The sequence below is a fragment of the Thauera sp. SWB20 genome, assembly GCF_000831325.1.
In the GTDB taxonomy this organism is placed as follows: domain Bacteria; phylum Pseudomonadota; class Gammaproteobacteria; order Burkholderiales; family Rhodocyclaceae; genus Thauera; species Thauera aminoaromatica.
This window is the reverse complement of sequence record NZ_JTDM01000020.1, coordinates 96,097-119,520: the sequence shown is the minus strand read 5'-3', so window position 1 is coordinate 119,520 and position 23,424 is coordinate 96,097. Positions and strand designations below refer to the sequence as shown.

Annotated in this window: 23 protein-coding genes; 22 read left to right on the top strand and 1 reads right to left on the bottom strand. The window is 71.4% G+C overall.

What is annotated here, in order from left to right:
- The first annotated feature begins 32 nt into the window (after positions 1 to 32).
- The 5 genes from dsbD to nusB are packed head-to-tail and all read left to right on the top strand — an operon-like array spanning position 33 to position 4,685.
- On the top strand, positions 33 to 1,874 hold the full coding sequence (dsbD, locus tag PO78_RS14565) for a protein-disulfide reductase DsbD (protein WP_043744796.1): 1,842 nt from the start codon (positions 33 to 35) through the stop codon (positions 1,872 to 1,874).
- A gap of 58 nt (positions 1,875 to 1,932) precedes the next feature.
- The gene (locus tag PO78_RS14560; protein ID WP_043744794.1) at positions 1,933 to 2,541 is read left to right on the top strand and encodes a riboflavin synthase; all 609 of its coding nucleotides are present in this window, start codon (positions 1,933 to 1,935) and stop codon (positions 2,539 to 2,541) included.
- A 34-nt stretch (positions 2,542 to 2,575) separates the two neighbouring features.
- Positions 2,576 to 3,667 (top strand): bifunctional 3,4-dihydroxy-2-butanone-4-phosphate synthase/GTP cyclohydrolase II, encoded by a 1,092-nt coding sequence (ribBA, locus tag PO78_RS14555; RefSeq protein ID WP_004307725.1) that lies wholly within the window; start codon positions 2,576 to 2,578, stop codon positions 3,665 to 3,667.
- A 17-nt stretch (positions 3,668 to 3,684) separates the two neighbouring features.
- Positions 3,685 to 4,188, top strand: a complete 504-nt coding sequence (ribH, locus tag PO78_RS14550; protein ID WP_004307727.1) for a 6,7-dimethyl-8-ribityllumazine synthase — start codon at positions 3,685 to 3,687, stop codon at positions 4,186 to 4,188.
- Positions 4,185 to 4,685, top strand: coding sequence for a transcription antitermination factor NusB (gene nusB / locus PO78_RS14545; protein ID WP_004307729.1), 501 nt, complete (start codon positions 4,185 to 4,187; stop codon positions 4,683 to 4,685). Before ribH ends, nusB begins: the two co-directional genes overlap by 4 nt.
- A 381-nt stretch (positions 4,686 to 5,066) precedes the next feature.
- Here the strand turns inward: nusB and PO78_RS14540 are convergent, their stop codons facing one another.
- Positions 5,067 to 6,086 carry an META domain-containing protein gene (locus PO78_RS14540; protein ID WP_043744791.1) on the bottom strand — a complete coding sequence of 340 codons (1,020 nt, stop codon included), beginning with the start codon at positions 6,084 to 6,086 and terminating at the stop codon, positions 5,067 to 5,069.
- Between the two features lie 208 nt (positions 6,087 to 6,294).
- Between PO78_RS14540 and hypA the strand changes: the two genes are divergently transcribed.
- The 17 genes from hypA to ureA all read left to right on the top strand — a co-directional run bounded on the left by hypA (position 6,295) and on the right by ureA (position 23,421).
- Entirely contained in the window at positions 6,295 to 6,636 is a 342-nt protein-coding gene (gene hypA, locus PO78_RS14535) for a hydrogenase maturation nickel metallochaperone HypA (protein ID WP_043744787.1), read from the top strand.
- Between the two features lie 285 nt (positions 6,637 to 6,921).
- Positions 6,922 to 7,890, top strand: coding sequence for a hydrogenase nickel incorporation protein HypB (hypB, locus tag PO78_RS14530; RefSeq protein WP_043744784.1), 969 nt, complete (start codon positions 6,922 to 6,924; stop codon positions 7,888 to 7,890).
- Positions 7,887 to 9,230 (top strand): Kae1-like domain-containing protein, encoded by a 1,344-nt coding sequence (locus PO78_RS14525; RefSeq protein ID WP_082047804.1) that lies wholly within the window; start codon positions 7,887 to 7,889, stop codon positions 9,228 to 9,230. The genes hypB and PO78_RS14525 overlap by 4 nt, the downstream gene beginning before the upstream one ends.
- Positions 9,231 to 9,232: 2 nt before the next feature.
- Positions 9,233 to 9,499, top strand: a complete 267-nt coding sequence (locus tag PO78_RS14520; protein ID WP_043744781.1) for a HypC/HybG/HupF family hydrogenase formation chaperone — start codon at positions 9,233 to 9,235, stop codon at positions 9,497 to 9,499.
- Positions 9,500 to 9,535: 36 nt separating this feature from the next.
- Positions 9,536 to 10,717, top strand: coding sequence for a hydrogenase formation protein HypD (hypD, locus tag PO78_RS14515; RefSeq protein WP_043744779.1), 1,182 nt, complete (start codon positions 9,536 to 9,538; stop codon positions 10,715 to 10,717).
- A complete protein-coding gene (gene hypE, locus PO78_RS14510) occupies positions 10,714 to 11,775 on the top strand; it encodes a hydrogenase expression/formation protein HypE (protein ID WP_043744776.1) in 1,062 nt (353 codons plus the stop codon). The genes hypD and hypE overlap by 4 nt, the downstream gene beginning before the upstream one ends.
- 165 nt (positions 11,776 to 11,940) lie before the next feature.
- Complete coding sequence (locus PO78_RS21935) at positions 11,941 to 12,747, top strand: YXWGXW repeat-containing protein (protein ID WP_052484427.1); 807 nt, start codon at positions 11,941 to 11,943, stop codon at positions 12,745 to 12,747.
- A 152-nt stretch (positions 12,748 to 12,899) separates the two neighbouring features.
- The gene (locus PO78_RS14500) at positions 12,900 to 13,697 is read left to right on the top strand and encodes an amino acid ABC transporter substrate-binding protein (RefSeq protein ID WP_004330253.1); all 798 of its coding nucleotides are present in this window, start codon (positions 12,900 to 12,902) and stop codon (positions 13,695 to 13,697) included.
- Between the two features lie 162 nt (positions 13,698 to 13,859).
- Positions 13,860 to 14,510, top strand: a complete 651-nt coding sequence (locus PO78_RS14495; protein WP_004326833.1) for an amino acid ABC transporter permease — start codon at positions 13,860 to 13,862, stop codon at positions 14,508 to 14,510.
- Positions 14,511 to 14,544: 34 nt separating this feature from the next.
- A complete protein-coding gene (locus PO78_RS14490; protein WP_004326831.1) occupies positions 14,545 to 15,297 on the top strand; it encodes an amino acid ABC transporter ATP-binding protein in 753 nt (250 codons plus the stop codon).
- 799 nt (positions 15,298 to 16,096) lie between these two features.
- Entirely contained in the window at positions 16,097 to 17,350 is a 1,254-nt protein-coding gene (gene urtA / locus PO78_RS14485; RefSeq protein WP_004326830.1) for an urea ABC transporter substrate-binding protein, read from the top strand.
- A gap of 184 nt (positions 17,351 to 17,534) precedes the next feature.
- The gene (gene urtB / locus PO78_RS14480; RefSeq protein WP_012586233.1) at positions 17,535 to 19,166 is read left to right on the top strand and encodes an urea ABC transporter permease subunit UrtB; all 1,632 of its coding nucleotides are present in this window, start codon (positions 17,535 to 17,537) and stop codon (positions 19,164 to 19,166) included.
- Between the two features lie 10 nt (positions 19,167 to 19,176).
- Entirely contained in the window at positions 19,177 to 20,421 is a 1,245-nt protein-coding gene (urtC, locus tag PO78_RS14475) for an urea ABC transporter permease subunit UrtC (protein WP_012586234.1), read from the top strand.
- Positions 20,418 to 21,284 (top strand): urea ABC transporter ATP-binding protein UrtD, encoded by an 867-nt coding sequence (gene urtD, locus PO78_RS14470; protein ID WP_004329021.1) that lies wholly within the window; start codon positions 20,418 to 20,420, stop codon positions 21,282 to 21,284. Before urtC ends, urtD begins: the two co-directional genes overlap by 4 nt.
- Positions 21,285 to 21,290: 6 nt before the next feature.
- Positions 21,291 to 21,983, top strand: a complete 693-nt coding sequence (gene urtE / locus PO78_RS14465; RefSeq protein WP_004329020.1) for an urea ABC transporter ATP-binding subunit UrtE — start codon at positions 21,291 to 21,293, stop codon at positions 21,981 to 21,983.
- A 218-nt stretch (positions 21,984 to 22,201) separates the two neighbouring features.
- Positions 22,202 to 23,080 (top strand): urease accessory protein UreD, encoded by an 879-nt coding sequence (locus tag PO78_RS14460; RefSeq protein ID WP_043744773.1) that lies wholly within the window; start codon positions 22,202 to 22,204, stop codon positions 23,078 to 23,080.
- Positions 23,081 to 23,118: 38 nt separating this feature from the next.
- Positions 23,119 to 23,421 (top strand): urease subunit gamma, encoded by a 303-nt coding sequence (gene ureA, locus PO78_RS14455; RefSeq protein WP_020691276.1) that lies wholly within the window; start codon positions 23,119 to 23,121, stop codon positions 23,419 to 23,421.
- Positions 23,422 to 23,424: the final 3 nt, after the last annotated feature.

Here is a 23,424-nt window from a genome sequence, read left to right as displayed (position 1 = left end):
CGCGCCCGCCCACCGCCGCCTAGAAGACCACGATGCACCGCCTTTTCCTCCTGCTCGCCCTGATCGCGAGCCTGCTCCTGCCCGCCGCCGCGCGCGCCAACCCGATCGAGCCCGAGAAGGCCTTCGCGATGCGCGCGCAGGCGCTCGACGCGCAGACCATCGAGGTGGTGTTCGAGATCGCCAAGGACTACTACCTCTACGGCGACAAGTTCCGCTTCGAGGCCGAGCCCGCCGGCGTGGGCTTCGGCGCGATGGAAAAGCCCGCGGGCAAGAAGCACAAGGACGACTTCTTCGGCGAGGTCGAGACCCACCGCGGCGAGCTGCGCATCCTGGTCCCGGTACAGGCGCCCGCCGGCACCACCCGCTTCGAGCTCTTCGCCACCAGCCAGGGCTGCTGGGATGGCGGCATCTGCTATCCGCCCACCACGCAGCAGGCCTCGATCGACCTCGCCGCGCCGCCGAAGAAGGCGGGCGGCTTCCTCGACAGCGTGCTCGGCGGCCGCGCGGGCACCGGCGGCGCCGCTTCGCCCACCCCGGTCGCGCTTGCCGCGCCGGAGGACGGCAGCGGCGGCGGCGCCGTCTCCAGCGACGAGAGCGGCGACATCGCCCGCCTGCTTTCCGGCGCCAGCGTGCCGATCATCCTGCTGAGCTTCTTCGGCTTCGGCCTGCTGCTCGCCTTCACCCCGTGCACCTTCCCGATGATCCCGATCCTGTCGGGCATCATCGTCGGCCAGGGAAACAAGGTCTCGCACACGCGCGCCTTCGTGCTCTCGCTCGCCTACGTGCTGGGCATGGCGGTGACCTACGCGCTCGCCGGGGTCGCCGCCGGCATGACCGGCACCATGCTGTCGGCGGCGCTGCAGAACGTGTGGGTGCTGTCGGCCTTCGCGCTGATGTTCGTGCTGCTGTCGCTGTCGATGTTCGGCTTCTACGAGCTGCAGCTGCCCAGCACGCTGCAGAGCAAGCTGGCCGACACCGCCAGCCACGGCAAGGGCGGCCACCTCGGCGGCGTCACCCTGATGGGCGTGCTGTCGGCGCTCATCGTCGGCCCCTGCGTGGCGGCCCCCCTCGCCGGCGCCCTGCTCTACATCGCGCAGACCGGCGATGCCGTGCTCGGCGGCTGGGCGCTGTTCGCGATGGGGCTGGGCATGGGCGCGCCGCTGCTGGCGGTGGGCGTGGCCTCGCGCAGCCTGCTGCCCAAGGTCGGGCCGTGGATGGAAGGCGTCAAGAAGGCCTTCGGCGTGATGCTGCTCGCGGTGGCGCTGTGGATGATCACCCCGGTGATCCCGCCCCTGGCCACCATGCTGGGCTGGGCCGCGCTGCTGCTGTTCTCGGCGATCTTCCTGCACGCGATCGACCCGCTGCCGCCGCAGGCCAGGGGCTGGCAGCGCTTCTGGAAGGGTGTGGGCGTGGTGCTGTTGTTGGCCGGCGCGGCGATCCTGGTGGGCGCGCTCGCCGGCTCGCGCGACCCGCTGCAGCCCTTGTCGGTGCTGCGCGCGCAGGCCGCGGCGCCGGTCGATGTGCCGCAGTTCGAGAAGGTGGACTCCATCGCCGAACTCGACGCCCGGCTCGCCACCACCGATCGCCCGGTGCTGCTCGACTTCTATGCCGACTGGTGCGTGTCGTGCAAGGAGATGGAGCGCTTCACCTTCAGCGACGCCGCGGTCGCCGCGCGCATGAGCCGCATGCTGCTGCTGAAGGCCGACGTCACCGCCAACACCGACGAGCACAAGGCGCTGCTCAAGCGCTTCGGCCTCTTCGGCCCGCCCGGCATCCTCTTCTTCGACGCCGCGGGCAAGGAACGCGCGGGCCTGCGCGTGGTGGGCTTCATGAAGGCGGAGCCATTCGCGACGGTGCTGGATCGGGCGCTCTGAGCGAGGCCGGGGTTTTTCCCCTACAATCCCGCCTTTCCCCTTACGGTTCAAACCCTTCATGTTCTCCGGCATCGTCGCGGCCGTCGGCCGCATCGAACACGTCGCGGCGCTCGCGGACGGCGTGCGCATCACCGTCGACACCAACGGCCTCGATCTTTCCGACGTGATCGTCGGCGACAGCGTGGCGCACAGCGGCGTGTGCCTCACCGTGGTCGAGATGGACGGCCCGCGGCTGCGCTACGACGTCTCGCGCGAGACGCTCAACTGCACCGTGGGGCTGGACGCCGTCGGCGGCGAGGTCAACCTCGAGAAGTCGCTGCGCCTGGCCGACCGCCTCGGCGGCCATCTCGTCACCGGCCATGTGGACGGCGTCGGCGAGGTGGTGAAGTTCGCGCCGATCGGCGAGAGCCACGAGCTGGTGATCCGCGCCCCGGCGGCGATCGCCGGCTACATCGCGAAGAAGGGCTCGGTCACCGTCAATGGCGTCAGCCTCACGGTCAATCGCGTCGAGGGCCGCGACTTCTGGATCAACCTGATCCCGCACACGGTCGCGGTCACCAACCTCAAGCACCTCACGCCGGGCAGCAAGGTCAATCTCGAGATCGACCTCATCGCACGCTACGTCGAGCGCATGCTCGAGTGGAAGAACGACGCCGCGCAGGCCTGACCCGCGCGCCCCAACGCAACACAAAGGAAGCAGCATGAGCGCACTCGCGCCGATCACCGACATCATCGCCGACATCAAGGCCGGAAAAATGGTCATCCTGGTCGACGAGGAAGACCGCGAGAACGAGGGCGACCTCGTCATGGCGGCCGAATTCGTCACCCCCGAGGCGATCAACTTCATGGCCAAGCACGGCCGCGGGCTGATCTGCCTGACGCTCACCGACGAGCGTTGCCGCCAGCTCGGCCTGCAGCAGATGGTGCGCGACAACCGCACCCCGCACGGCACCGCCTTCACCGTGTCGATCGAGGCCGCCACCGGCGTCACCACCGGCATCTCGGCGCACGACCGCGCGCGCACCGTGCAGGTCGCGGTCGCCCGCCACGCCAGGCCGGAAGACATCGTCACCCCGGGCCACATCTTCCCGCTCACCGCGCAGAAGGGCGGCGTGCTGATCCGCGCCGGCCACACCGAGGCCGGCTGCGACCTCGCCCAGCTCGCCGGGCTCGAGCCCGCCGCGGTGATCTGCGAGATTCTCAAGGACGACGGCACCATGGCGCGCCTGCCCGACCTCGTCGAGTTCGGCCAGGCGCACGGGCTCAGGATCGGCGCCATCCGCGACCTCATCGAGTACCGCGCCGCCAACGACAACCTGGTCGACAAGGTCGCCGAGAAGGATGTGGACACCGCCCACGGCCGCTTCCGCCTCACCGCCTTCGAGGACAAGACCTCGGGCGACGTGCATTTCGCCCTGTCGCACGGCGACATCCGCCCCGAGCGCGAGACCCTCGTGCGGGTGCACGAGCCGATCTCGGTGCTCGACTTCCTCGACGCCGGCAGCGGCCACCATACCTTCCCGGTCAATCAGGCGCTCGCGACCCTGGCCGCGGCCGAGGCCGGCGTGATCGTGCTGCTCTACCGCCCGATGTCCGGCCGCGAGCTGCTCGCCGGCCTCGACGGCGGCCACGACCGCCCCACCGCGAAGTGGGACGCGCGCCTGTTCGGCGTCGGCGCGCAGATCCTGCGCGCGCTGCGCGTCGGCAAGATGCGCCTGCTCGCCAGCCCGCGCAAGATCCCGAGCATGACCGGCTTCGGTCTCGAGATCACCGGCTTCGTCGACAAGAACTGACCACGAGATCCCCCAGCATGCAACGCAACCAATCCGAGAACGCCCGCCAGGGCGCCCGTTACGACGGCATCGACGAGATCGAGCCCAACTTCGCCGGCGCCGGCGTGCGCGTCGGCATCGTGATGGCGCGCTTCAACCTCGACATCTGCGAGGGCCTGCTGTCGGCCTGCACCGACGAGCTGCTCGCCCTCGGCGTCGCGCGCGAGGACATCCGCATCGTCACCGTGCCCGGCGCCCTGGAGATCCCGCTCGTGCTGCAGACCATGGCCAGGAGCGGCCGCCACGACGCCCTGGTCGCGCTCGGCGCGGTGGTCCGCGGCGAGACCTACCACTTCGAGCTCGTCTCCAACGAGATGGGCGCGGGCGTCACCCGCGTCGGCCTCGACACCGGGCTGCCGATCGCCAACGGGGTGCTCACCACCGAGGACGACGACCAGGCGGTCGCGCGCATGCACGAGAAGGGCGCCGACTGCGCCCGCGCCGCGGTCGAGATGGCCAACCTGCTGAAGGTGGTGCGATGAGCGACATCGACAACACGCAAGCCGAAGGCGCCGCCGGCGCGCCCAACCCCACCAGCAAGATGGCCCGCCGCCGCGCGCGCGAGCTGGCGCTGCAGGGGGTGTACCAGTGGCTGCTGTCGGGCAACAACGCCACCACCGTGCAGCGCCACCTCGAGTCCGAGACCGAGAACCTCGACAAGATCGACCGCGAGCTGTTCGTGAGCCTGCTGCGCGGCGCCACCGGCGCGGCCGACGAGCTGCGCGGCTGCTTCGAGCCGCTGCTGTCGCGCCCGGTCGCCGAGCTGTCGCCGATCGAGCACGCGATCCTGCTGCTCGGCACCCACGAGCTGCGCCACAACCTCGATACGCCCTACCGCGTGGTGATCAACGAGGCCATCGAGCTCGCCAAGGGCTACGGCGGCACCGACGGCCACAAGTTCGTGAACGGCGTGCTCGACAAGCTCTCCACCCGTCTGCGCCCGGAAGAGGTCGAGGCGGCGCGCGCCAAGCGCGGCTGAACGCGTTCGCATTCGCGCGCGAGCGGGGCCGCACGGCACGTGCATAGCCCGCGCACGGCCCCGGCGCCAAAGATCGCGACTTGCGTCGCTCCTACGGAAAACCGGCACAGCACCTGAAGCCCCCGCAGGAGCGACGCAAGTCGCGATCACGGCGCCCCACCGGCCGCCACATCGACCGGAGCCGCGGATCGCGGCGCGAGCCCGACCCACCCCCGACACGCCAGCCGCCTCCGACGCCTCCGACGCCCCCGACGCCCCAGACGCCTCCGACACCCCCGACACCCCCGACGCCCCTGTAGGAGCGACGCAAGTCGCGATCGCCGCGCTCCGGCAAGCGTCGCACCGGTGAGCACGTGCTCGACCGCAAGGTCGTCCTCCCCCTCACCGCCCGCCCGCGCGCCGCGCGCGCATCACCACCCGATCGCCCGCACGCAGCTCCAGCCCGCCGTCACCTGCGATCGCAAAGCCCGTCACCCGCGCGGCGGCCGCCATGAAGCGCTGCTCGTCTTCCATCGCACGCGGCTCGCAAGCCATCTTCGTCGCCCCCAGCGGCGACAGCCGCAGGCCCTCGCCCGACAGCACATAGCTGCCGAAGTAGCGGTTGCATGCGGCCAGGCCGGCAAGCCTGCCGTCGGCCGCGAAGGCGAGTGTCATCCGCGCCGGATCGGCCACCGCGCGGCCGTCGAGCTCCACCACCGCCCAGGGCTCACCCTGCAGCAGTTGCGCGGGATCGCCACCGCAGCCGCGCAGCACGCGGTCCTGCCAGCGCACCTCGACGCTGTTCGGGTGCGTCATCCCGCTCATCGTGTCGACACACAGGCGCTCGAACACCAGCGCCTCCAGCTCGCCGCCGGCGCTCATGCCCTGGTAGCTGCGCATGTCCGCCGCCTCCACGATCAGCGGCGCAGCGGCGAACGCACGCGAGGCGCCGCCGTCGGCGATCAGCTCCAGGCCGTGCGCGCCGATGTCGAGCCGCCAAGCCGGCTCGTTCCCCACCGCGCGGAACAGCGGCTTCTCCGCCACCCGCCGGCACTCCGGCTGCTCGACGCCGGCGAGGCTCAGCAGCGCGGAGTTGCCCTTGACCCAGATGCCGGTGCGCTCGTCGTCGACCGACACCATCCGCATCCCCGAGGCGCTGCGCTCGGGCCGCAGCGTGAACACCTTGCCGTCGACGCCGAGGGTGGCGAGCTCGCCGAAGTGGCGCAGCTCGACCCTGCGCTCGCCGCAGCGGAACTCGAGCGGCGGCTGGGGATCGAGCGCCGGCGTGGGGTCGGCCGGGCGCTCGGCCACGGCCTGGGGGGATGCTTCGGCGGCCAGCGCAGGCGCGGCAGGGCTGAGCAGGCTGCAGCCGCCGACCAGGCCGGCGAGGAGACCGAGGCCCAACAGGGAAGAGGTTTTCATCGCGAGACTCGAGGACAGGGAAAGACGGTCCGTCATTCTAGGGGTCCGCCGCCCCCTGTGCCTTCCCTCGCCTTCCCTCGCCCATCCGCCCAAGCACTCGCCGCCCCCCCACCGCCCGCCGGCTGCCCCCGGCGCTTTGCGCAATCCGCCTTCGCGTTTCGCTTCTCTCCGCCGCCTGGGGTAAGCTCGAAGACCGAGGAGAGTCACGATGCATGAGATGTCCCTGGCCGAGGGTGTGCGCACCCTCATCGAGGACGCCGCGGTGGCCGACGGCTTTGGCCACGTGCGCGCGGTCGTGCTGGAGATCGGGGAACTCGCCGCGGTCGAGGTCGAGGCGCTGCGTTTCTGCCTGGACGTGGTGCTGGCCGACACCATCGCCGCCGGCGCCGCAATCGAGGTCGAAACCCTGCCCGGCGCCGGCTGGTGCCCCGCTTGCGCGCAAGAGGTGCCGATCCACCAGCTCTACGACCCCTGCCCGCACTGCGGCGGCTACCGCGTGCAGACCACTGCCGGCCGGGAGATGCGCGTGAAGGCGCTGGAGGTGGACTGAAGATGGGCCGGCGCTCGAAGGCCAGACGCGGCTCCGGTCACGCAAGGCGGCGCCCCGCCCGGACCCCCGATGTTTACACGGGGCTCCAGTACGCGATGGTTGCACCGGGCTCCGGTGCGCGATGGTTTTTTGTAGGAGCGACGCAAGTCGCGATCCAGCCGCACGGGCAAGCGCCTGCGCCCGCCCCCTCGCCGCAATCGCGACTTGCGTCGCTCCTGCGTCCACCTGAACGGCCGCGGTCGGGTCAGGGGCGTGATCCTTACAGGCAGCAAGGAGAAACGAGAGATGTGCACGACATGTGGTTGCGGCAGCGGTGAAACCCGGATCGGCGCGCTCGGTGGCGGGCGCCCCGCGGGTGGCGCACACCCGCGGCCCGGCGCGACGCGCACATGGCGTGCCGTCGGCGGGCACGCTGCCCCCCCGCCCCGCGGCTTGTCGCCCGACACGTCGTCATCCTCGCCCGTTACCGCCGCGGACACGACGCCCACCTCGCACCCCGCCGCGCCCGGCCACCACCATCTCGACTTCGGCAGCGGTCCGGCGCACGCCCACGCGCCCGGCCTCAGCCAGGCGCAGATGGTGAAGATCGAGCGCGACATCCTCGGCAAGAACGACGCGCGCGCCGCGGAAAACCGCGCCTGGCTGGCCGCGCGCGGCATCTTCGCGCTCAACCTCGTGTCCAGCCCGGGTTCGGGCAAGACCTCGCTGCTGGTGCGAACCCTGCAGCTGCTCGGCGAGCGCGTGCCCGCCGCGGTGATCGAGGGCGACCAGCAGACCGAGTTCGACGCCGAGCGCATCCGCGCCACCGGCGTGCCGGCGCTGCAGATCAACACCGGCAAGGGCTGCCATCTCGACGCCGACATGGTGGCGCGCGCGCTGCCGCGCATGGAACTCGCCGCGGACAGCCTGCTGCTGATCGAGAACGTCGGCAACCTGGTGTGTCCGGCCGCGTTCGACCTCGGCGAGGCGCACAAGGTAGCGATCTTCTCGGTCACCGAGGGCGAGGACAAGCCGCTCAAGTATCCCGACATGTTCGCCGCCGCCGACCTGATGCTGCTCAACAAGACCGACCTGCTGCCCTACCTCGCCTTCGACACCGAACGCGCGATCGACTTCGCGCTGCGGGTGAATCCGCGCCTGCGCGTGATCCGGACTTCGGCCACCACCGGCGAGGGCCTGGACGAATGGATCGCCTGGATCGAGGCCGGGCTCGCCGCCGCGCATGCGCGGCGTGCCGCAGGCTTGCAGGCATGAACATCGCACTCCCCGCCGCGGGCAGCGACGCGAGGGGGCCTGCCCTGCCCGCCGCGGCTGCTCCCGCGCCGCTCGGCGACGCGCTGCCGCTGCCTTCCATCGGCACGGGGCGCCTCGCCGAGGCGCTGCCCATCCTCGCCCTCGGCGCCTGGTTCAAGCACGCCGCCTGTCTGCTCGAGGACGGGCGCGCACAGTTCGGCCCGAACCTCGGCGACCTCGACAACGCCGACGCCTGCCGTGCGGTGGAGCCGGCCGCGCTGGCCCTGCTCGCGCGGGCGGCGGCCCCGGTACGCGCGATCGCCCACGACCTGCACCCGGACTTCCACTCCACCCGCATCGCCTGCGCGCTCGCCGCGCGTCTGGGCGTGCCGGCGAGCGGCGTGCAGCACCACCATGCCCACGTCGCCGCCGTGCTCGCCGAACACGGCCGCTTCGACGACCGTCCGGTGCTCGGGCTGGCGCTCGACGGCGTCGGCCTCGGCAGCGACGGCGAGGCCTGGGGCGGCGAGCTGCTGTGGGTGGCCGGCGGCGAGTTCGTCCGCCTCGGCCACCTGCGCCCGCTGCGCCTGCCCGGCGGCGACCGCGCCGCGCGCGAGCCCTGGCGCATGGCCGCCGCGCTGCTGCACGCCAGCGGCCGTGGCGACGAGATCGCGCGCCGCTTCCCCGGGCAGCCGGCGGCGGCGCTGCTCGCCCAGGTGCTCGCCCGCCCGGCGCTGAGCCCGCCGAGTTCCAGCCTCGGCCGCCACTTCGACGCCGCCGCCGGCCTGCTCGGCCTGTGCGAGGTCATGCACAACGAGGCCGAGGCGGCGATCGCGCTCGAGCGCCTGGCCTCCGGCACGGCCGCGCCGGAGGTGACTCCCGGCGACTGGCGGATTTGCGACGCAGGCGGTGCGCTGCGCGGACAGGCCGATGGAGCGCGCTCGCGCACCGACCGCGGGGCGCCCGCAGCAGGCTCCGTCCCGCAGCCGGACGACCGCGCGCATCCCTACGCCGGCGCGCAGCCGCCCGGAGGGACGCTCGAACTCGATCTCCACCCCCTGCTGCTGCGCCTCGCCGACGAACCCGAGCCCGCGCGCGGCGCGGCACGCTTCCAGGCCACCCTGGCCGCCGCGCTCGTCGCCTGGGTCGAGGAGGCACGGCAGCGCACCGGCTGCGCCACGGTGGTGCTGTCGGGCGGCTGCCTGCACAATCGCCTGCTCGCCGACGCGCTCCACGCCGCCCTGCCGGCGCGCGGTTTCGAGGTGCTCGGCGCGCGCCGCCTCTCTCCGGGCGACGCCGGCCTCGCGCTCGGCCAGGCCTGGGTCGCCATGCACCGGCTCGCTGCAACCAAGGAAGACTGAACATGTGCCTCGCCATCCCCGCCCGCATCGTCGAACTGCTCGCTGGCGACCAATGCCGCGTCGAGCTCGGCGGCGTGCGCAAGGAGATCTCGCTCGCCCTGGTCGACGGCGCCGCCGTCGGCGACTACGTGATCGTGCACGTCGGCTATGCGCTGACCCGGCTCGACCCCGAAGAGGCCGCACAGACCCTGGCGCTGATCGCCGACGCCGGCATCGACCCCGTGCGCGCGCTCGGCGGCGAGCACCCCGCACCCGGTGCGGCGCGCTGAAGTGCGCCATCGAGTAATGGAATACGAGGCTGCGCGATGAAATACGTGGACGAGTTCCGCGACGGCGCCCTCGCCGCCGGGCTGGCGCGCGCGCTCGCGCGCGAGGTCGACCCCGGCCGCGACTACGCCTTCATGGAGTTCTGCGGCGGCCACACCCACGCCATCTCGCGCTACGGCGTGGCCGACCTGCTGCCACCCAACGTGCGCATGATCCACGGCCCCGGCTGTCCGGTGTGCGTGCTGCCGATCGGTCGCGTGGACATGGCGATCGGCCTCGCGCTGGCGCGCCCCGAGGTGATCCTGTGCAGCTACGGCGACTGCCTGCGCGTGCCCGCCTCCGACGGCCTTTCGCTGCTGAAGGCCAAGGCACGCGGCGCCGACGTGCGCATGGTGTACTCCGCCGCCGACGCGCTCGCGCTCGCCGTGCGCGAACCCGCACGCGAGGTGGTCTTCTTCGCGATCGGCTTCGAGACCACCACGCCCCCCACCGCGCTCGTGCTGCGCGAGGCCGCCACGCGCAGGCTCGCCAACTTCAGCGTGATCTGCAACCACGTGCTGACGCCGCCGGCGATCACCGCGATCCTCGACTCGCCCGCAGCCAGCCGGCTCGGGGCGCTGCACCTGGACGGGTTCATCGGCCCCGCCCAAGTGTCCACCCTGATCGGCAGCCGCCCCTACGAAGCCTTCGCCGCCCGCTACCGCAAGCCCGTGGTCATCGCCGGCTTCGAACCGCTCGATGTGATGCAGGCGATCCGCATGCTGGTGCGCCAGGTCGACACGGGCCGTGCCGAGGTCGAAAACGAGTTCACCCGCGCGGTGGTGCGCGACGGCAACCCGAAAGCGCAGGCGATCGTGTCGGAGGTGCTGGCGTTGCGCGACGAGTTCGAGTGGCGCGGCCTCGGTGTGCTGGCGCGCTCCGCGCTGCGCATCCGCCCCGCCTTCGCGCCCTGGGACGCCGAGGCGAAGTTCGGTCTCGACTACCGCCCCGTGCCCGACCACCGCGCCTGCGAATGCGGCGCCATCCTGCGCGGCGTGAAGAAGCCGACCGACTGCAAGCTCTTCGGCACCGTGTGCACCCCGGAAACGCCGATGGGCTCGTGCATGGTGTCCTCCGAGGGCGCCTGCGCCGCGCACTACAACTACGGGCGCTTCCGCGACGTTCCGGTACATGTCGTCGGCACCTCCGCACCCCCGAATCCGGACCAGGAAACCGCATGAACACCGTCAAAACCGGCTACGTCCGCCCCCTGGACCTGCGCAAGGGCCGCGTCGACCTCGGCTTCGGCGCCGGCGGGCGGGCGATGGCGCAATTGATCTCCGAACTTTTCCTGCGCGCGTTCGCCAACGACTGGCTCGCCCGCGGCGACGACGGCGCGGTGCTGCCCGCGCCCGCAGCGGGCGAGCGCCTGGTGATGGCCACCGACGCCCACGTGGTGAGCCCGCTGTTCTTCCCCGGCGGCGACATCGGCAGCCTGTCGGTGCATGGGACGGTGAACGACCTCGCGGTGATGGGCGCACGCCCGCTGTACCTCGCCGCCAGCTTCATCCTGGAAGAAGGCTATGCGCTCGCCGACCTCGCCCGCATCGTCGAATCGATGGCCTCCGCGGCGCGCGCGGCCGGGGTGACGGTGGTGACCGGCGACACCAAGGTGGTCGAACAGGGCAAGGGCGACGGCGTGTTCATCACCACCACCGGGGTGGGGGCGCTGCCGGCCGGGCGCGATCCGGGCGGCGCGCGGGCGCGGCCGGGCGACGTGGTGCTGGTGTCGGGGCGCATCGGCGACCATGGCATGGCAATCATGGCGCAGCGCGAGTCGCTCGCCTTCGACTCCGAGATCGTCTCCGACAGCGCGGCACTGCACGACCTGGTCGAGGCGCTCTACGCCGCGGTGCCGGCCGAGGCGGTCCGCGTGCTGCGCGACCCCACGCGAGGCGGACTGGCGACCACCTTGAACGAGATCGCCGCGCAGTCGGGCGTGGGCATGGAGCTCGACGAGGCGGCGATCCCGGTGTCGGCGCAGGTGCAGGCTGCCTGCGAGCTGCTCGGGCTCGACCCGCTCTACGTCGCCAACGAGGGCAAGCTGGTGGTGCTGTGCGCTCCGGAGCACGCCGGCGCGGCGCTCGCCGCGCTGCGCGCGCATCCGCTCGGCACCGAGGCGGCGCGGATCGGATGCGCCACCGCCGACCCGCAGCACTTCGTGCAGCTGCGCACCGGCCTGGGCGGGCGGCGCATGGTGGACTGGATCGCCGGCGAGCAGCTGCCGCGGATCTGTTGAGCGATCGCGTCGTCACAACTGATTACCTCGCCGCCCACCCGGCGCGCCCCCTTTCGCCTATCGTGCGCGTGGAGACAGCAGAGACGCGGAAGGGGGCGGAGGGCGGCAGCGCCCCGCCCCCGGCCGCCCCGCATGTCGCACCCTTCTCCGTGGCAGGACGCAACCATGACGATCCGCTCGCCCCTTTCGCCCATGCTGCTCGCAGCCGCGCTGGCACTCGGCGGATGCGCGGTGGTCCCGGTCGACGACTACGGCTACTACGAAGACGACCGCTACTACGAGCGCGAGACGGTGATCGTCACGCCGCCCCCCCGCATCGAGTACCGCGGCCTGCCACCGGCCGCCGGCTACATCTGGATCGATGGCTACTGGAACCGGGTCGGACCGCGCCCGCACTGGGTCCCGGGCTACTGGAGCCCACCGCGCATGCATTCGCGACCGCTCGCGCAGCCGCCGCACATCGATGTGCGCCCGGACGGGCGCGGCGACCGTCGCGACGAACACGACCGCAACCGCTGGCGGAGCGACGACGCGCGACGGGACGACCGGCGCTGGAACGACCGCAGCCGCGACGATGTCCGCCGCGACCGCGACAGCCGGCCCTGGCCCGGCTTCTCCCCCCGTGGCGACGGCGCTGGTTCTCCCGATGGCCCGCAGCTGCGCGATCGCCGCGACCTGCGCGACGAGGCCCGCCCCCCGAGGATCTTCCAGGAACGCCCGCCCGGTGGACGTGAAGGACTGCTGCGCGCCGAACCGCCGCGCGATCGCGCTGCGCGCCCCGAGCTGCGCCCCGCAGGTGCCGCAGGCGAGGCGCGCGAGCCCCGCCGCAGCGAGGCTGGCGGGCGACCGCCCGAGGGTTTCCGGGGGTTTCGCCGCGACGACGACGGCGAGGCGCGACGCAGCTTCCGGCGCGAAGCCAGGGACGGCGGCAACGCCCCCGAGGCACGCGGACGCGAGCCGGCGGGCAACTGAGCGGCCACGCGCGCGAGCTCTGCGGGCAGCGGCAAGGTTGCTCGCCTGACGCAGTGCAGCGAGAATCACGGTTTTGGCGCCGGCACCCCGGCGCCCTCTCCGTGGCGGGCCCACCCGGCCCGTCCCCGACCACCCTCCCGGGCAAGACCAAGATGAAACTCTCCTCGCTGCTGATGCTCTCCCTCACCGCCGGTGCGCTGCTCGCCGGCTGCGGCAAGAACGAAACCGCGCCTGCCGCCCAATCCGCCGCAGCCCCCGCCGCCCCGGCGAAGATCGTCATCGGCCTCGACGACAACTTCCCGCCCATGGGCTTCCGCAACGAGAAGAACGAACTGGTCGGCTTCGACATCGACCTCGCCAAGGAAGCGGCCAAGCGCCTCGGCATCGCCGTCGAGTTCAAGCCGATCGACTGGAGCGCCAAGGAAGCCGAGCTCAACGGCAAGCGCGTCGATGCGCTGTGGAACGGCCTCACCATCACCGAGGAGCGCAGGAAGAACATCGGCTTCACCAGCGCCTACATGGAGAACCACCAGATCATCGTGGTGCCCGCCGCGTCGGCGATCAAGACCAAGGCCGAGCTCGCCGGCAAGGTGATCGGCATCCAGGACGGCAGCAGCGCGGTCGACGCGGTGCAGAAGGACCCGGTGGCCGCCTCCTTCAAGGAGCTGAAGAAGTTCGGCGACAACGTCACCGCGCTGATGGACCTCACCACCGGCCGCCTCGACGCGGTGGTGCTCGACGAGGTCGTGGGCCGCTACTACACCGCCAAGAAGCCGAACGACTACGTGGTGCTCGACGACCACTTCGGCACCGAGGAATACGGCGTCGGCACCCGCAAGGACGACACCGCGCTGCTGGCCAAGCTGCAGAAGGCGATGGACGAGATGAAGGCCGACGGCAGCGCCGCCCGCATCTCCACCGAGTGGTTCGGCAAGAACATCATCAAGTAAGCCGGCTGCGGAGATCGCGGCTTGCGCCGCTCCTACGTCGGCCCCGTGTAGAAGCGGCGCAAGCCGCGATCTCCTCCGCTCCCCCCACTCGGGCGCCAACGCCGCCCGCGCCGACGCTCCCGCGCGCCTCCTACCTGCCCGCCGCTCGCCCGGCGTCCCGCCATGGACTACATCCTCAGCATCCTCGGCCCGCTCGCCGAGGGCTCGCTGGTCACGCTGCAGCTCTTCCTGATCACCCTGCTGCTGGCCGTGCCGCTCGGCCTGGCGCTGGCGCTGGTGCGCATCTCGCGCTTCCGCGTCGCCAGCCAGGCGGTCAACGCCTACATCTGGCTGATGCGCGGCACGCCGCTGATGCTGCAGATGCTGTTCATCTACTATGCGCTGCCCTTCGTGCCGGGGATCGGCATCCGCCTGCCCGACTTCCCGGCGGCGATCGTGGCCTTCGCGCTCAACTACGCGGCCTACTTCGCCGAGATCTTCCGCGCCGGCATCCAGTCGATCGACCGCGGCCAGTACGAGGGCGCCAAGGTGCTCGGCTTCTCCTACGGCCAGACCATGCGCCGCATCGTGCTGCCGCAGGTGGTCAAGCGCATCCTGCCGCCGATGAGCAACGAGACCATCACCCTGGTCAAGGACACCTCGCTGATCTACGTGCTCGCGCTCAACGACCTGCTGCGCGCCGCGCGCGGCATCGTGCAGCGCGACTTCACGATCACCCCCTTCATCGTCGCCGCCGCCTTCTACCTGATCATGACGCTGGTGCTGACCTGGCTCTTCCAGCGCCTGGAGAAACGCCATGCCGTCTATGACTGAGGCCGCCGCGATGACGGGGCCGATGACGAGCCCGATGATCCTCGCCGACGGCATCCGCAAGCGCTTCGGCGCCAACGAGGTGCTCAAGGGCGTGTCGCTGACGCTCGCCAAGGGCGAGGTGGTGGCGGTGATCGGGCCTTCGGGCTCGGGCAAGAGCACCTTCCTGCGCTGCCTCAACCATCTGGAAACGATCGACGCCGGGCGCATCGTCATCGAGGGCGACGTCCTCGCCGACAACGACACCGGCGGCCGCGCGCGCTACGTCGCCGACGCCGAGGTGCGCCGCATCTGCGCGCGCATGGGCATGGTGTTCCAGCACTTCAACCTGTTCCCCCACCTCACCGTGCTGGAGAACGTGATCGAGGCCCCGATCACGGTGAAGGGCCTGAAGCGCGAGGCCATCCTGCCCAAGGCCGAAGCGCTGCTGCGCAAGGTCGGCCTCTTCGACAAGCGCGACGCCTACCCCTCGCGCCTGTCCGGCGGACAGAAGCAGCGCGTGGCGATCGCACGCGCGCTGGCGATGGAGCCCGACATCATGCTCTTCGACGAGCCCACCTCGGCGCTCGACCCCGAGCTCACCGGCGAGGTGCTGCGCACCATGCGCCAGCTCGCCGACGAGCACATGACCATGCTGGTGGTGACGCACGAGATGGGCTTCGCCCGCGAGGTCGCCAGCCGGGTGGTGTTCATGGACGGCGGCGAGCTCATCGAGTCGCGCCCCGCGGCCGAGTTCTTCGCCAACCCGCAGCATCCACGCACGCGCGCCTTCCTCGACAGCATGCTGTAGCAGGCGGGCGTCGGCCGACACGGCGCGGGTGGAACGGGGAATCGCGACTCGCGTCGCTCCCACCGAAAACCGGGCGATGCGCTTGGGGACACGACCGTAGGAGCGACGCGAGTCGCGATTGCAGCCTCCTTCCCCCGCCAACGCCCGTCGCAGTCGGACGACTCGATCGCGGCTTGCGCCGCTCCTACAGGCCCCGGATCGCGTCGGGGCGGTTTTCGTGAGAGCGACGCAAGTCGCGATTGCAGCCTCCTTCCCCCGCCAACGCCCGTCGCAGTCGGACGACCCGATCGCGACTCGCGTCGCTCCTACGGGCCCCGGATCGCGTCGGGGTCGTTTTCGTGGGAGCGACGCAAGTCGCGATTGCAGCCTCCTTCCCCCGCCAACGCCCGTCGCAGTCGGACGACTCGATCGCGGCTTGCGCCGCTCCTACAGGTCCCGGATCGCATCGGGGTGGTTTGCGTGGGAGCGACGCAAGTCGCGATCGGCCAGGGCACCGGGTACCTCGACGAGGCACGCCGCGTGCACGCGGCCGGGAGTTTGCTGCACTGCGATGGTGCACGTCTTCCGGGTACTGCATCGGCGCGGGGCGCGGCATCGCCGAAGAAGGCGCGCTGCAGGGACGCCAGGAGAGCGGGTACAAGATCCGTCGGCGTGCCACGAGCGCATCAACGGCGCGGATTTAGGCCGCGTCCCACACTCCGTCCAGCGATTTTCCGACAACTTGGCACGCCCCTTGCAGAGGGTTCATCGACGCAGCCTGCGCTGCGCTCGACTTCCACCCACTGCAAGAGGTCCGTCCATGAACCGTCGCAACTTCGTCAAAGCCCTCACGCTTTCGGCTTCCATCGCCGCGATCGGCCTGCCCGCCGGCGCGCACGCCGCCGACACCATCAAGGTCGGCATCCTGCATTCGCTGTCGGGCACGATGGCGATCTCCGAGACCGCGCTCAAGAACGTGGCGCTGATGACCATCGAGGAGATCAACGCCGGCGGCGGCGTGCTCGGCAGGAAGCTCGAGCCGGTGGTGGTCGACCCGGCCTCGAACTGGCCGCTGTTCGCCGAGCGCGCGCGCCAGCTGCTGGCGCAGGACAAGGTCGCGGCGGTGTTCGGCTGCTGGACCTCGGTGTCGCGCAAGTCGGTGCTGCCGGTGTTCAAGGAGTTGAACGGCCTGCTCTTCTACCCGGTGCAGTACGAGGGCGAGGAGCTCGAGAAGAACGTCTTCTACACCGGCGCCGCGCCCAACCAGCAGGCGATTCCCGCGGTCGAGTACCTGATGAGCGAGGAAGGCGGCGGCGCGAAGCGCTTCGTGCTGCTCGGCACCGACTACGTGTATCCGCGCACGACCAACAAGATCCTGCGCGCCTTCCTGAAGAGCAAGGGGGTGAGCGATGCGGACATCCTGGAGGACTACACGCCCTTCGGCCACGCCGACTACCAGACCATCATCGCGCGCATCAAGCAGTTCGCCTCCGAGGGCAAGAAGACGGCCGTGGTGTCGACCATCAACGGCGACTCCAACGTGCCCTTCTACAAGGAACTGGGCAACGCCGGACTGAAGGCGACGGACGTGCCGGTGGTGGCCTTCTCCGTCGGCGAGGAGGAGCTGCGCGGCGTCGACACCAAGCCCCTGCTCGGCCACCTCGCGGCGTGGAACTACTTCATGTCGGTCGACAACCCGCAGAACAAGGCCTTCATCGACAAGTACCGCGCGTGGGCGAAGAAGAACGGCGTGCCCAACGCCGACACCGTGGTCACCAACGACCCGATGGAGGCCACCTACGTCGGCCTGCACATGTGGAAGCAGGCGGTCGAGAAGGCCGCCAGCACGGACGTCGACAAGGTCATCGCGGCGATGGGCGGGCAGAGCTTCAAGGCGCCGTCGGGCTTCACGCTGACCATGGACGCGACCAACCACCACCTGCACAAGCCGGTGCTGATCGGCGAGGTGCGCGCGGACGGCCAGTTCGACGTGGTATGGCAGACCAAGGGGCCGATCCGCGCCCAGCCGTGGAGCCCGTTCATCGAGGGCAACGAGGGCAAGCAGGGGCTGTGATCGTCCAGAAGATCGGGGTCCGACCCCGATTTTCGCCGCCGGTCCGGAGCGCGGCGGTTCTCCTGCAGGAGCGGCGCAAGCCGCGAGCCTCTTGCGGCGAGATCCCGCACGCCCCCTTGGCCCCACGCCTGCCGAACCGCCCGCCGCCCCAGCCGTTTCCCCGCAACTGAAGATGGAGCCGACGATGTTCGGACCGACAAGACGACCATGGCTTCTCGCCGCCGTGCTGTGCGTGCTGACGGCGCTCGCCGCGCTGCCGGCGCGGGCGGCGCTCGACCCCGCGCTGGTGCGCGGACTGGGCGGTGACTTCAACGCCCGCGTCGCCGCGATCGACGCGCTCGGCGTTTCCGGCGGCGACGAAGCCGCGGCGCTGCTGGACGCGCTCGAAAGCGGGCGACTCGGCACGCTCGACGGCCGGGTGGTGATCGTCGCGCCCGACGGGCTGCGCGACGCCGCCAGCGGCGAGGCGCTCTCCGCCGAGGCCGGGGCCGCGACCCGCATCACGGTGAACAACCGCCTGCGCCGTGCGATCGGCACCGCGCAGGCCGCGCTCGCGCTGTCCGCGCCGCAGCCCGCGCAGCGCCTCGCAGCGGCCAACACCCTGCGCGAGAACGCCGGCCCGGCCCTGCTGCCGGTGCTGGCGCGCGCGCTCGAGGCCGAGCCGGACGCCGCGGTGCGCGAGGTGCTGCTCTACGCCAGCGCCAAGCTGGAGCTGGCCTCGCCCGACCCCGCCCTGCGCCTGAAGGCGGCGCAGGCGCTCGGCGCCTCGTCCGATGCCGCGGTCAAGAACCTGCTCGCCGCGCTGCTGGAGAAGCGCGGCGAAGGTGCAGCGGCGAGCTGGGTCGAACCGGACGCCGAAGTGCGCGCCGCGGCCGCGGCCTCGATGCGCGCGATCGATCGCCGCATCGGCCTGGCGCAGACCGCCGGCACGCTGTTCTCCGGCCTGTCGCTCGGCTCCATCCTGCTGCTCGCCGCGCTCGGCCTGGCGATCACCTATGGCGTGATGGGCGTCATCAACATGGCGCACGGCGAGCTGCTGATGGTGGGCGCCTACGCCACCTTCCTGGTGCAGGGCGTGTTCCGCGCCCATTTCCCCGAATATCTGGACTTCTACGTGCTCGCCGCGATCCCGGCGGCCTTCCTCGCTGCGGCCTTGGTCGGCATCGCCATGGAGCGCCTGGTGCTGCGCCACCTCTACGGCCGCCCGCTGGAGAGCCTGCTCGCCACCTGGGGCCTGTCGCTGGTGCTGATCCAGGCCGCGCGCGTGCTCTTCGGCCCACAGAACCTGGAGCTCGCCAACCCGTCATGGATGTCGGGCGGCGTCGAGCTCGCCGGCGGCGTGGTGCTGCCCTACAACCGCATCGTCATCCTCGGCTTCGCCGCCTTCGTGCTGGTGCTGATCTGGCTGATGATGCAGAAGACGCGGCTGGGCATGTTCGTGCGCGCCGTCACCCAGAACCGGCCGATGGCGGGCTGCGTGGGCGTGCCCACCGCGCGGGTGGACACGCTCGCCTTCGCGATCGGCTCCGGCGTGGCCGGGCTGGGCGGGCTGGCGCTGTCGCAGATCGCCAACGTCGGCCCGGCCATGGGCACCGGCTACATCGTCGACGCCTTCATGGTGGTGGTGCTCGGCGGCGTCGGCCAGCTCGCCGGCGCGGTATGGGCGGCGCTCGGCCTCGGCATCGTCGCCAAGTTCCTCGAAGGCTGGGCGGGCGCGGTCGTGGCCAAGATCCTGGTGCTGGTCTTCATCATCGCCTTCATCCAGAAGCGTCCGCAGGGCATCTTCGCCCTCAAGGGCCGCTTCGCCGACAGCTGAGGCCGCCGCCATGCGCACGCCCTTCATCCTGAGACTGTTCCACAGCATGCCGCGCGGCGGCTGGATCGCGCTGGCGATCTTCGCCGCCGTGGCCTGGATCGGCGTGCCGGTCGCGCACCTCGCGCTGCCCGAGAGCCATCCGCTGCACGTCTCCGCCTACACCGTCAGCCTGCTCGGCAAGATCCTGTGCTACATGGTGGTCGCCGTCGCCATGGACCTGATCTGGGGCTACGCCGGCATCCTGTCGCTCGGCCACGGCCTCTTCTTCGCCCTCGGCGGCTACGCCTTCGGCATGTACCTGATGCGCCAGATCGGCCGCGACGGCAGCTATGGCGCCGAGCTGCCCGACTTCATGGTCTTCCTCGACTGGAAGGAATTGCCCTGGTACTGGGCGGGCTCGGATTCCCTGCTGTGGGCGCTGTTCCTGGTGGTCGCGCTGCCCGGGCTGGTGGCCTTCGTGTTCGGCTGGTTCGCCTTCCGCTCGCGCATCAAGGGGGTCTACTTTTCGATCATCACCCAGGCGCTGACCTACGCCGCGATGCTGCTGTTCTTCCGCAACGAGACCGGCTTCGGCGGCAACAACGGCTTCACCGACTTCAAGCGCATCCTCGGCCACGACATCACCTCGCCCGGCATGCGGGTGACGCTGTTCGCGCTCTCGGCGGCGCTGCTGATCGCCTGCCTGGTGCTCGGCCGCTACCTGGTGAGCTCGCGCTTCGGCCGCGTGCTGGCGGCGATCCGCGACGCCGAGAGCCGGGTCATGTTCATCGGCTACAACCCGCTGCACTACAAGCTCTTCATCTGGACGCTGTCGGCGATGCTGTGCGGGCTGGCGGGCGCCTTGTACGTGCCCCAGGTCGGCATCATCAACCCTTCGGAGATGTCGCCGGCGAACTCGATCGAGATCGCGGTGTGGGTGGCGGTGGGCGGGCGCGGCACGCTGGTGGGCGCAGTGCTCGGCGCCGGCATCGTGAACCTCGCCAAGAGCGTGTTCACCGTCTACCTGCCGGAATACTGGCCCTTCGTGCTCGGCTTCCTGTTCATCGTCGTCACCCTCTACCTGCCCGACGGCGTGGTCGGCCTGTGGCGCAAGCTGCGCGCGCGCCGCGCCGCCGCGCGCCTGGACGACACCCGCAGCGCCGCCACGCCTGCGCCGGGCGCAGCCGCGGCGGCCCCGGGCACGCCCCCCGTCACGAGCGGCGCGCACGGCTTCGCCGCCCCCCCCACCGACACCGCCAAGGGAGCGAACGCATGATCCCCACCCTCGAGATCGAACGCGAGCGCACCCGCCTCGACGCCGAGCGCGAGAACGAGCGCGAGCACTGGGACGGCTCGGCCGCGGACGGGCGGGTGTTCCGGCCCGGCGAGCTCGACCTGTCGCACAAGGTCATCCTCTACCTCGACGACATCACCGTGAGCTTCGACGGCTTCCGCGCGCTCAACAAGCTCAGCCTGACCATCGACGCCGGCGAGCTGCGCTGCATCATCGGCCCCAACGGCGCCGGCAAGACCACCATGATGGACGTGATCACCGGCAAGACGCGGCCCGACTCGGGCACCGCCTTCTTCGGCCAGACCATCGACCTCACCCGCCTGACCGAACCCGAGATCGCCCACGCCGGCATCGGCCGCAAGTTCCAGAAGCCGACCATCTTCGAGCAGCACACGGCCTTCGAGAACCTCGAGCTGGCCATGAAGGCCGACAAGCGCGTGCGCCGCACCCTGTTCGCCAGCCTCATCGACGACGAGCGCGACCGCGTCGCCGCGGTGCTGCGCCAGATCCGCCTCGACCAGGCCGCCGACCGCCCCGCCGGGCTGCTCTCGCACGGCCAGAAGCAGTGGCTGGAGATCGGCATGCTGCTGATGCAGGAGCCACGCCTGCTGCTGCTCGACGAGCCGGTCGCCGGCATGACCGACGACGAGACCGAGCGCACCGCCGAGCTGTTCACGAGCCTCGCCGGCAAGCACTCGCTGGTGGTGGTCGAGCACGACATGGCCTTCGTCGAGGCGCTCGGCGGCAAGGTCACGGTGCTGTGCGAGGGTTCGGTGCTGGCCGAGGGGGATCTCGCCACGGTGCAGGCGGATCCGCGCGTGATCGAGGTCTACCTGGGGCGCTGAACGAACATGCTGAAAGTCGACAACCTGAACCAGTACTACGGCGGCAGCCACATCCTGCGCGGCCTGTCCTTCGACGTGCCCGTCGGCAAGGTGACGACGCTGCTCGGGCGCAACGGCGTGGGCAAGACCACGCTGCTGAAGACCCTGATGGGCCTGGTGCCCGCCGCCAGCGGCAGCATTTCCTTCCACGACCAGGACATCACCCGCGCGCCGTCCTGGAAGCGCGTCGCAGCCGGCATCGGCTTCGTCCCGCAGGGGCGCGAGATCTTCCCGCGCCTCACCGTCGAGGAGAACCTGCTCATGGGCCTGGCCACCCGGCCACGCGGCAGCGCCATCCCGCCGCGCATCTTCGACATGTTCCCGGTGCTGAGGCAGATGATGGGCCGGCGCGGCGGCGACCTCTCCGGCGGCCAGCAGCAACAGCTCGCGATCGGCCGCGCGCTCGCCTTCGGCCCCCGGCTGCTGATCCTCGACGAGCCCACCGAGGGCATCCAGCCCTCCATCATCAAGGACATCGAGCGCGCCATCCGCAGCCTCGCCGAGACCGGCGAGATGGCCATCCTGCTCGTCGAGCAGTACTACGACTTCGCGCGCGCGCTCGCCGACCAGTACCTGGTGATGGAGCGCGGCGAGATCGTCATGCGCGGCGCAGGGGCGGACATGGACCGCGACGGGGTGCGCGAGGCGCTCGCGGTGTGAGGGTCGCCGCGTCGCGGGGCGCGGCGGGTCCGGCGGGTCTGCACGGTCGCGCTGCGCAGCCGCACCGCGCTGGTGCGCCCACAGGCGAACGCACCAGGACGGGGCATCGATGGGTCTCCGCCGCGCCGCGCAGCCCCACCGTCGCACCCGCAACACCCCTGTCAGGCGCAGCCATCGGGCGTTCAGAGAGCTGGCCCGGGTCTTGCTAAACCTCCCCCATGTACCCGCCGCTGCCTCCCCTCGCCTCTTCGCTATTGCCCCCCGCCGGCGCCGCGGCGTCCACGCCCTGGCGCGCCGGGCTGAGCCTGGAATACGAGAAGCGCGGCGCACGCAGCGTGCTCGCACGCCGTGAGCACTTCGGCCCGCTGCGCGTGCAGCGCGCGCTCTACCCGGAAGGCGAGGCCGTCTGCCACACCCTGCTGGTGCACCCGCCCGCCGGCATCGTCGGCGGCGACGAGCTGCGGGTGGACCTGCGCATCGGCGCGGGCGCGCACGTGCTGCTGACCACCCCGGGTGCCGGCAAGTGGTATCGCAGTGCCGGCGCGCGCGGCGTGCTCGCGCAGCACATCGCGGTGGCGACGGGCGCGGTGTGCGAGTGGCTGCCGCAGGAGAGCATCGTCCATGAAGGCGCGCTCGCCGGGCTCGCCACCGAGGTGCGCCTGGAAGGCGATGCCTGCTTCATCGGCAGCGAGATGCTGTGCTTCGGCCGCACGGCCTCCGGCGAACGCTTCGCCCACGGCGAGCTGGCGATGCGCACCCGCATCGAGCGCGACGGCCGGCCGGTCTGGCTGGAGCGCGGCGTCGTGCATGGCGGTGGCGGGCTGCTCGCCGCCGCGCCCGGCCTGCACGGCCAGCCGGTGAGCGCGAGCCTGCTGATCGCCTCGCCGCGCTGCGACGAGGCCTTGCGCGATGCCTGGCGCGCGCTCTCGCCCGCGGCCGGCGAAGGCGCGGTGAGCCTGCTGCCGGGCGTGCTCGTGGCGCGCTGGCTGGGGCCGGCCTGCGAGCCCGGCCGGCAGTGGTTCACCCGCCTGTGGGCGACGGCGCGCCCGGCAGTCGCGGGACGGGCGGCGCACACGCCGCGGATCTGGAACACCTGAAACCCATGGGCGGCAGCGCGCCGCCGCGGAGGAAGACGATGGAACTGAGCCCACGCGAGAAGGACAAGCTGCTGGTGTTCACCGCCGGCCTGCTCGCCGAACGCCGGCGCGCGCGCGGCCTGAAGCTGAACTACCCGGAGGCGGTGGCGCTGATCACCTGCGCGATCCTCGAGGGCGCGCGCGACGGCCGCACGGTGGCGGAGCTGATGGGCTACGGCGCGACCCTGCTGACGCGCGCGGACGTGATGGAGGGCGTCGCGGAGATGATCCCCGACATCCAGGTGGAGGCGACGTTTCCCGATGGCACCAAGCTGGTGACCGTGCATAACCCGATCGTGTGAGGA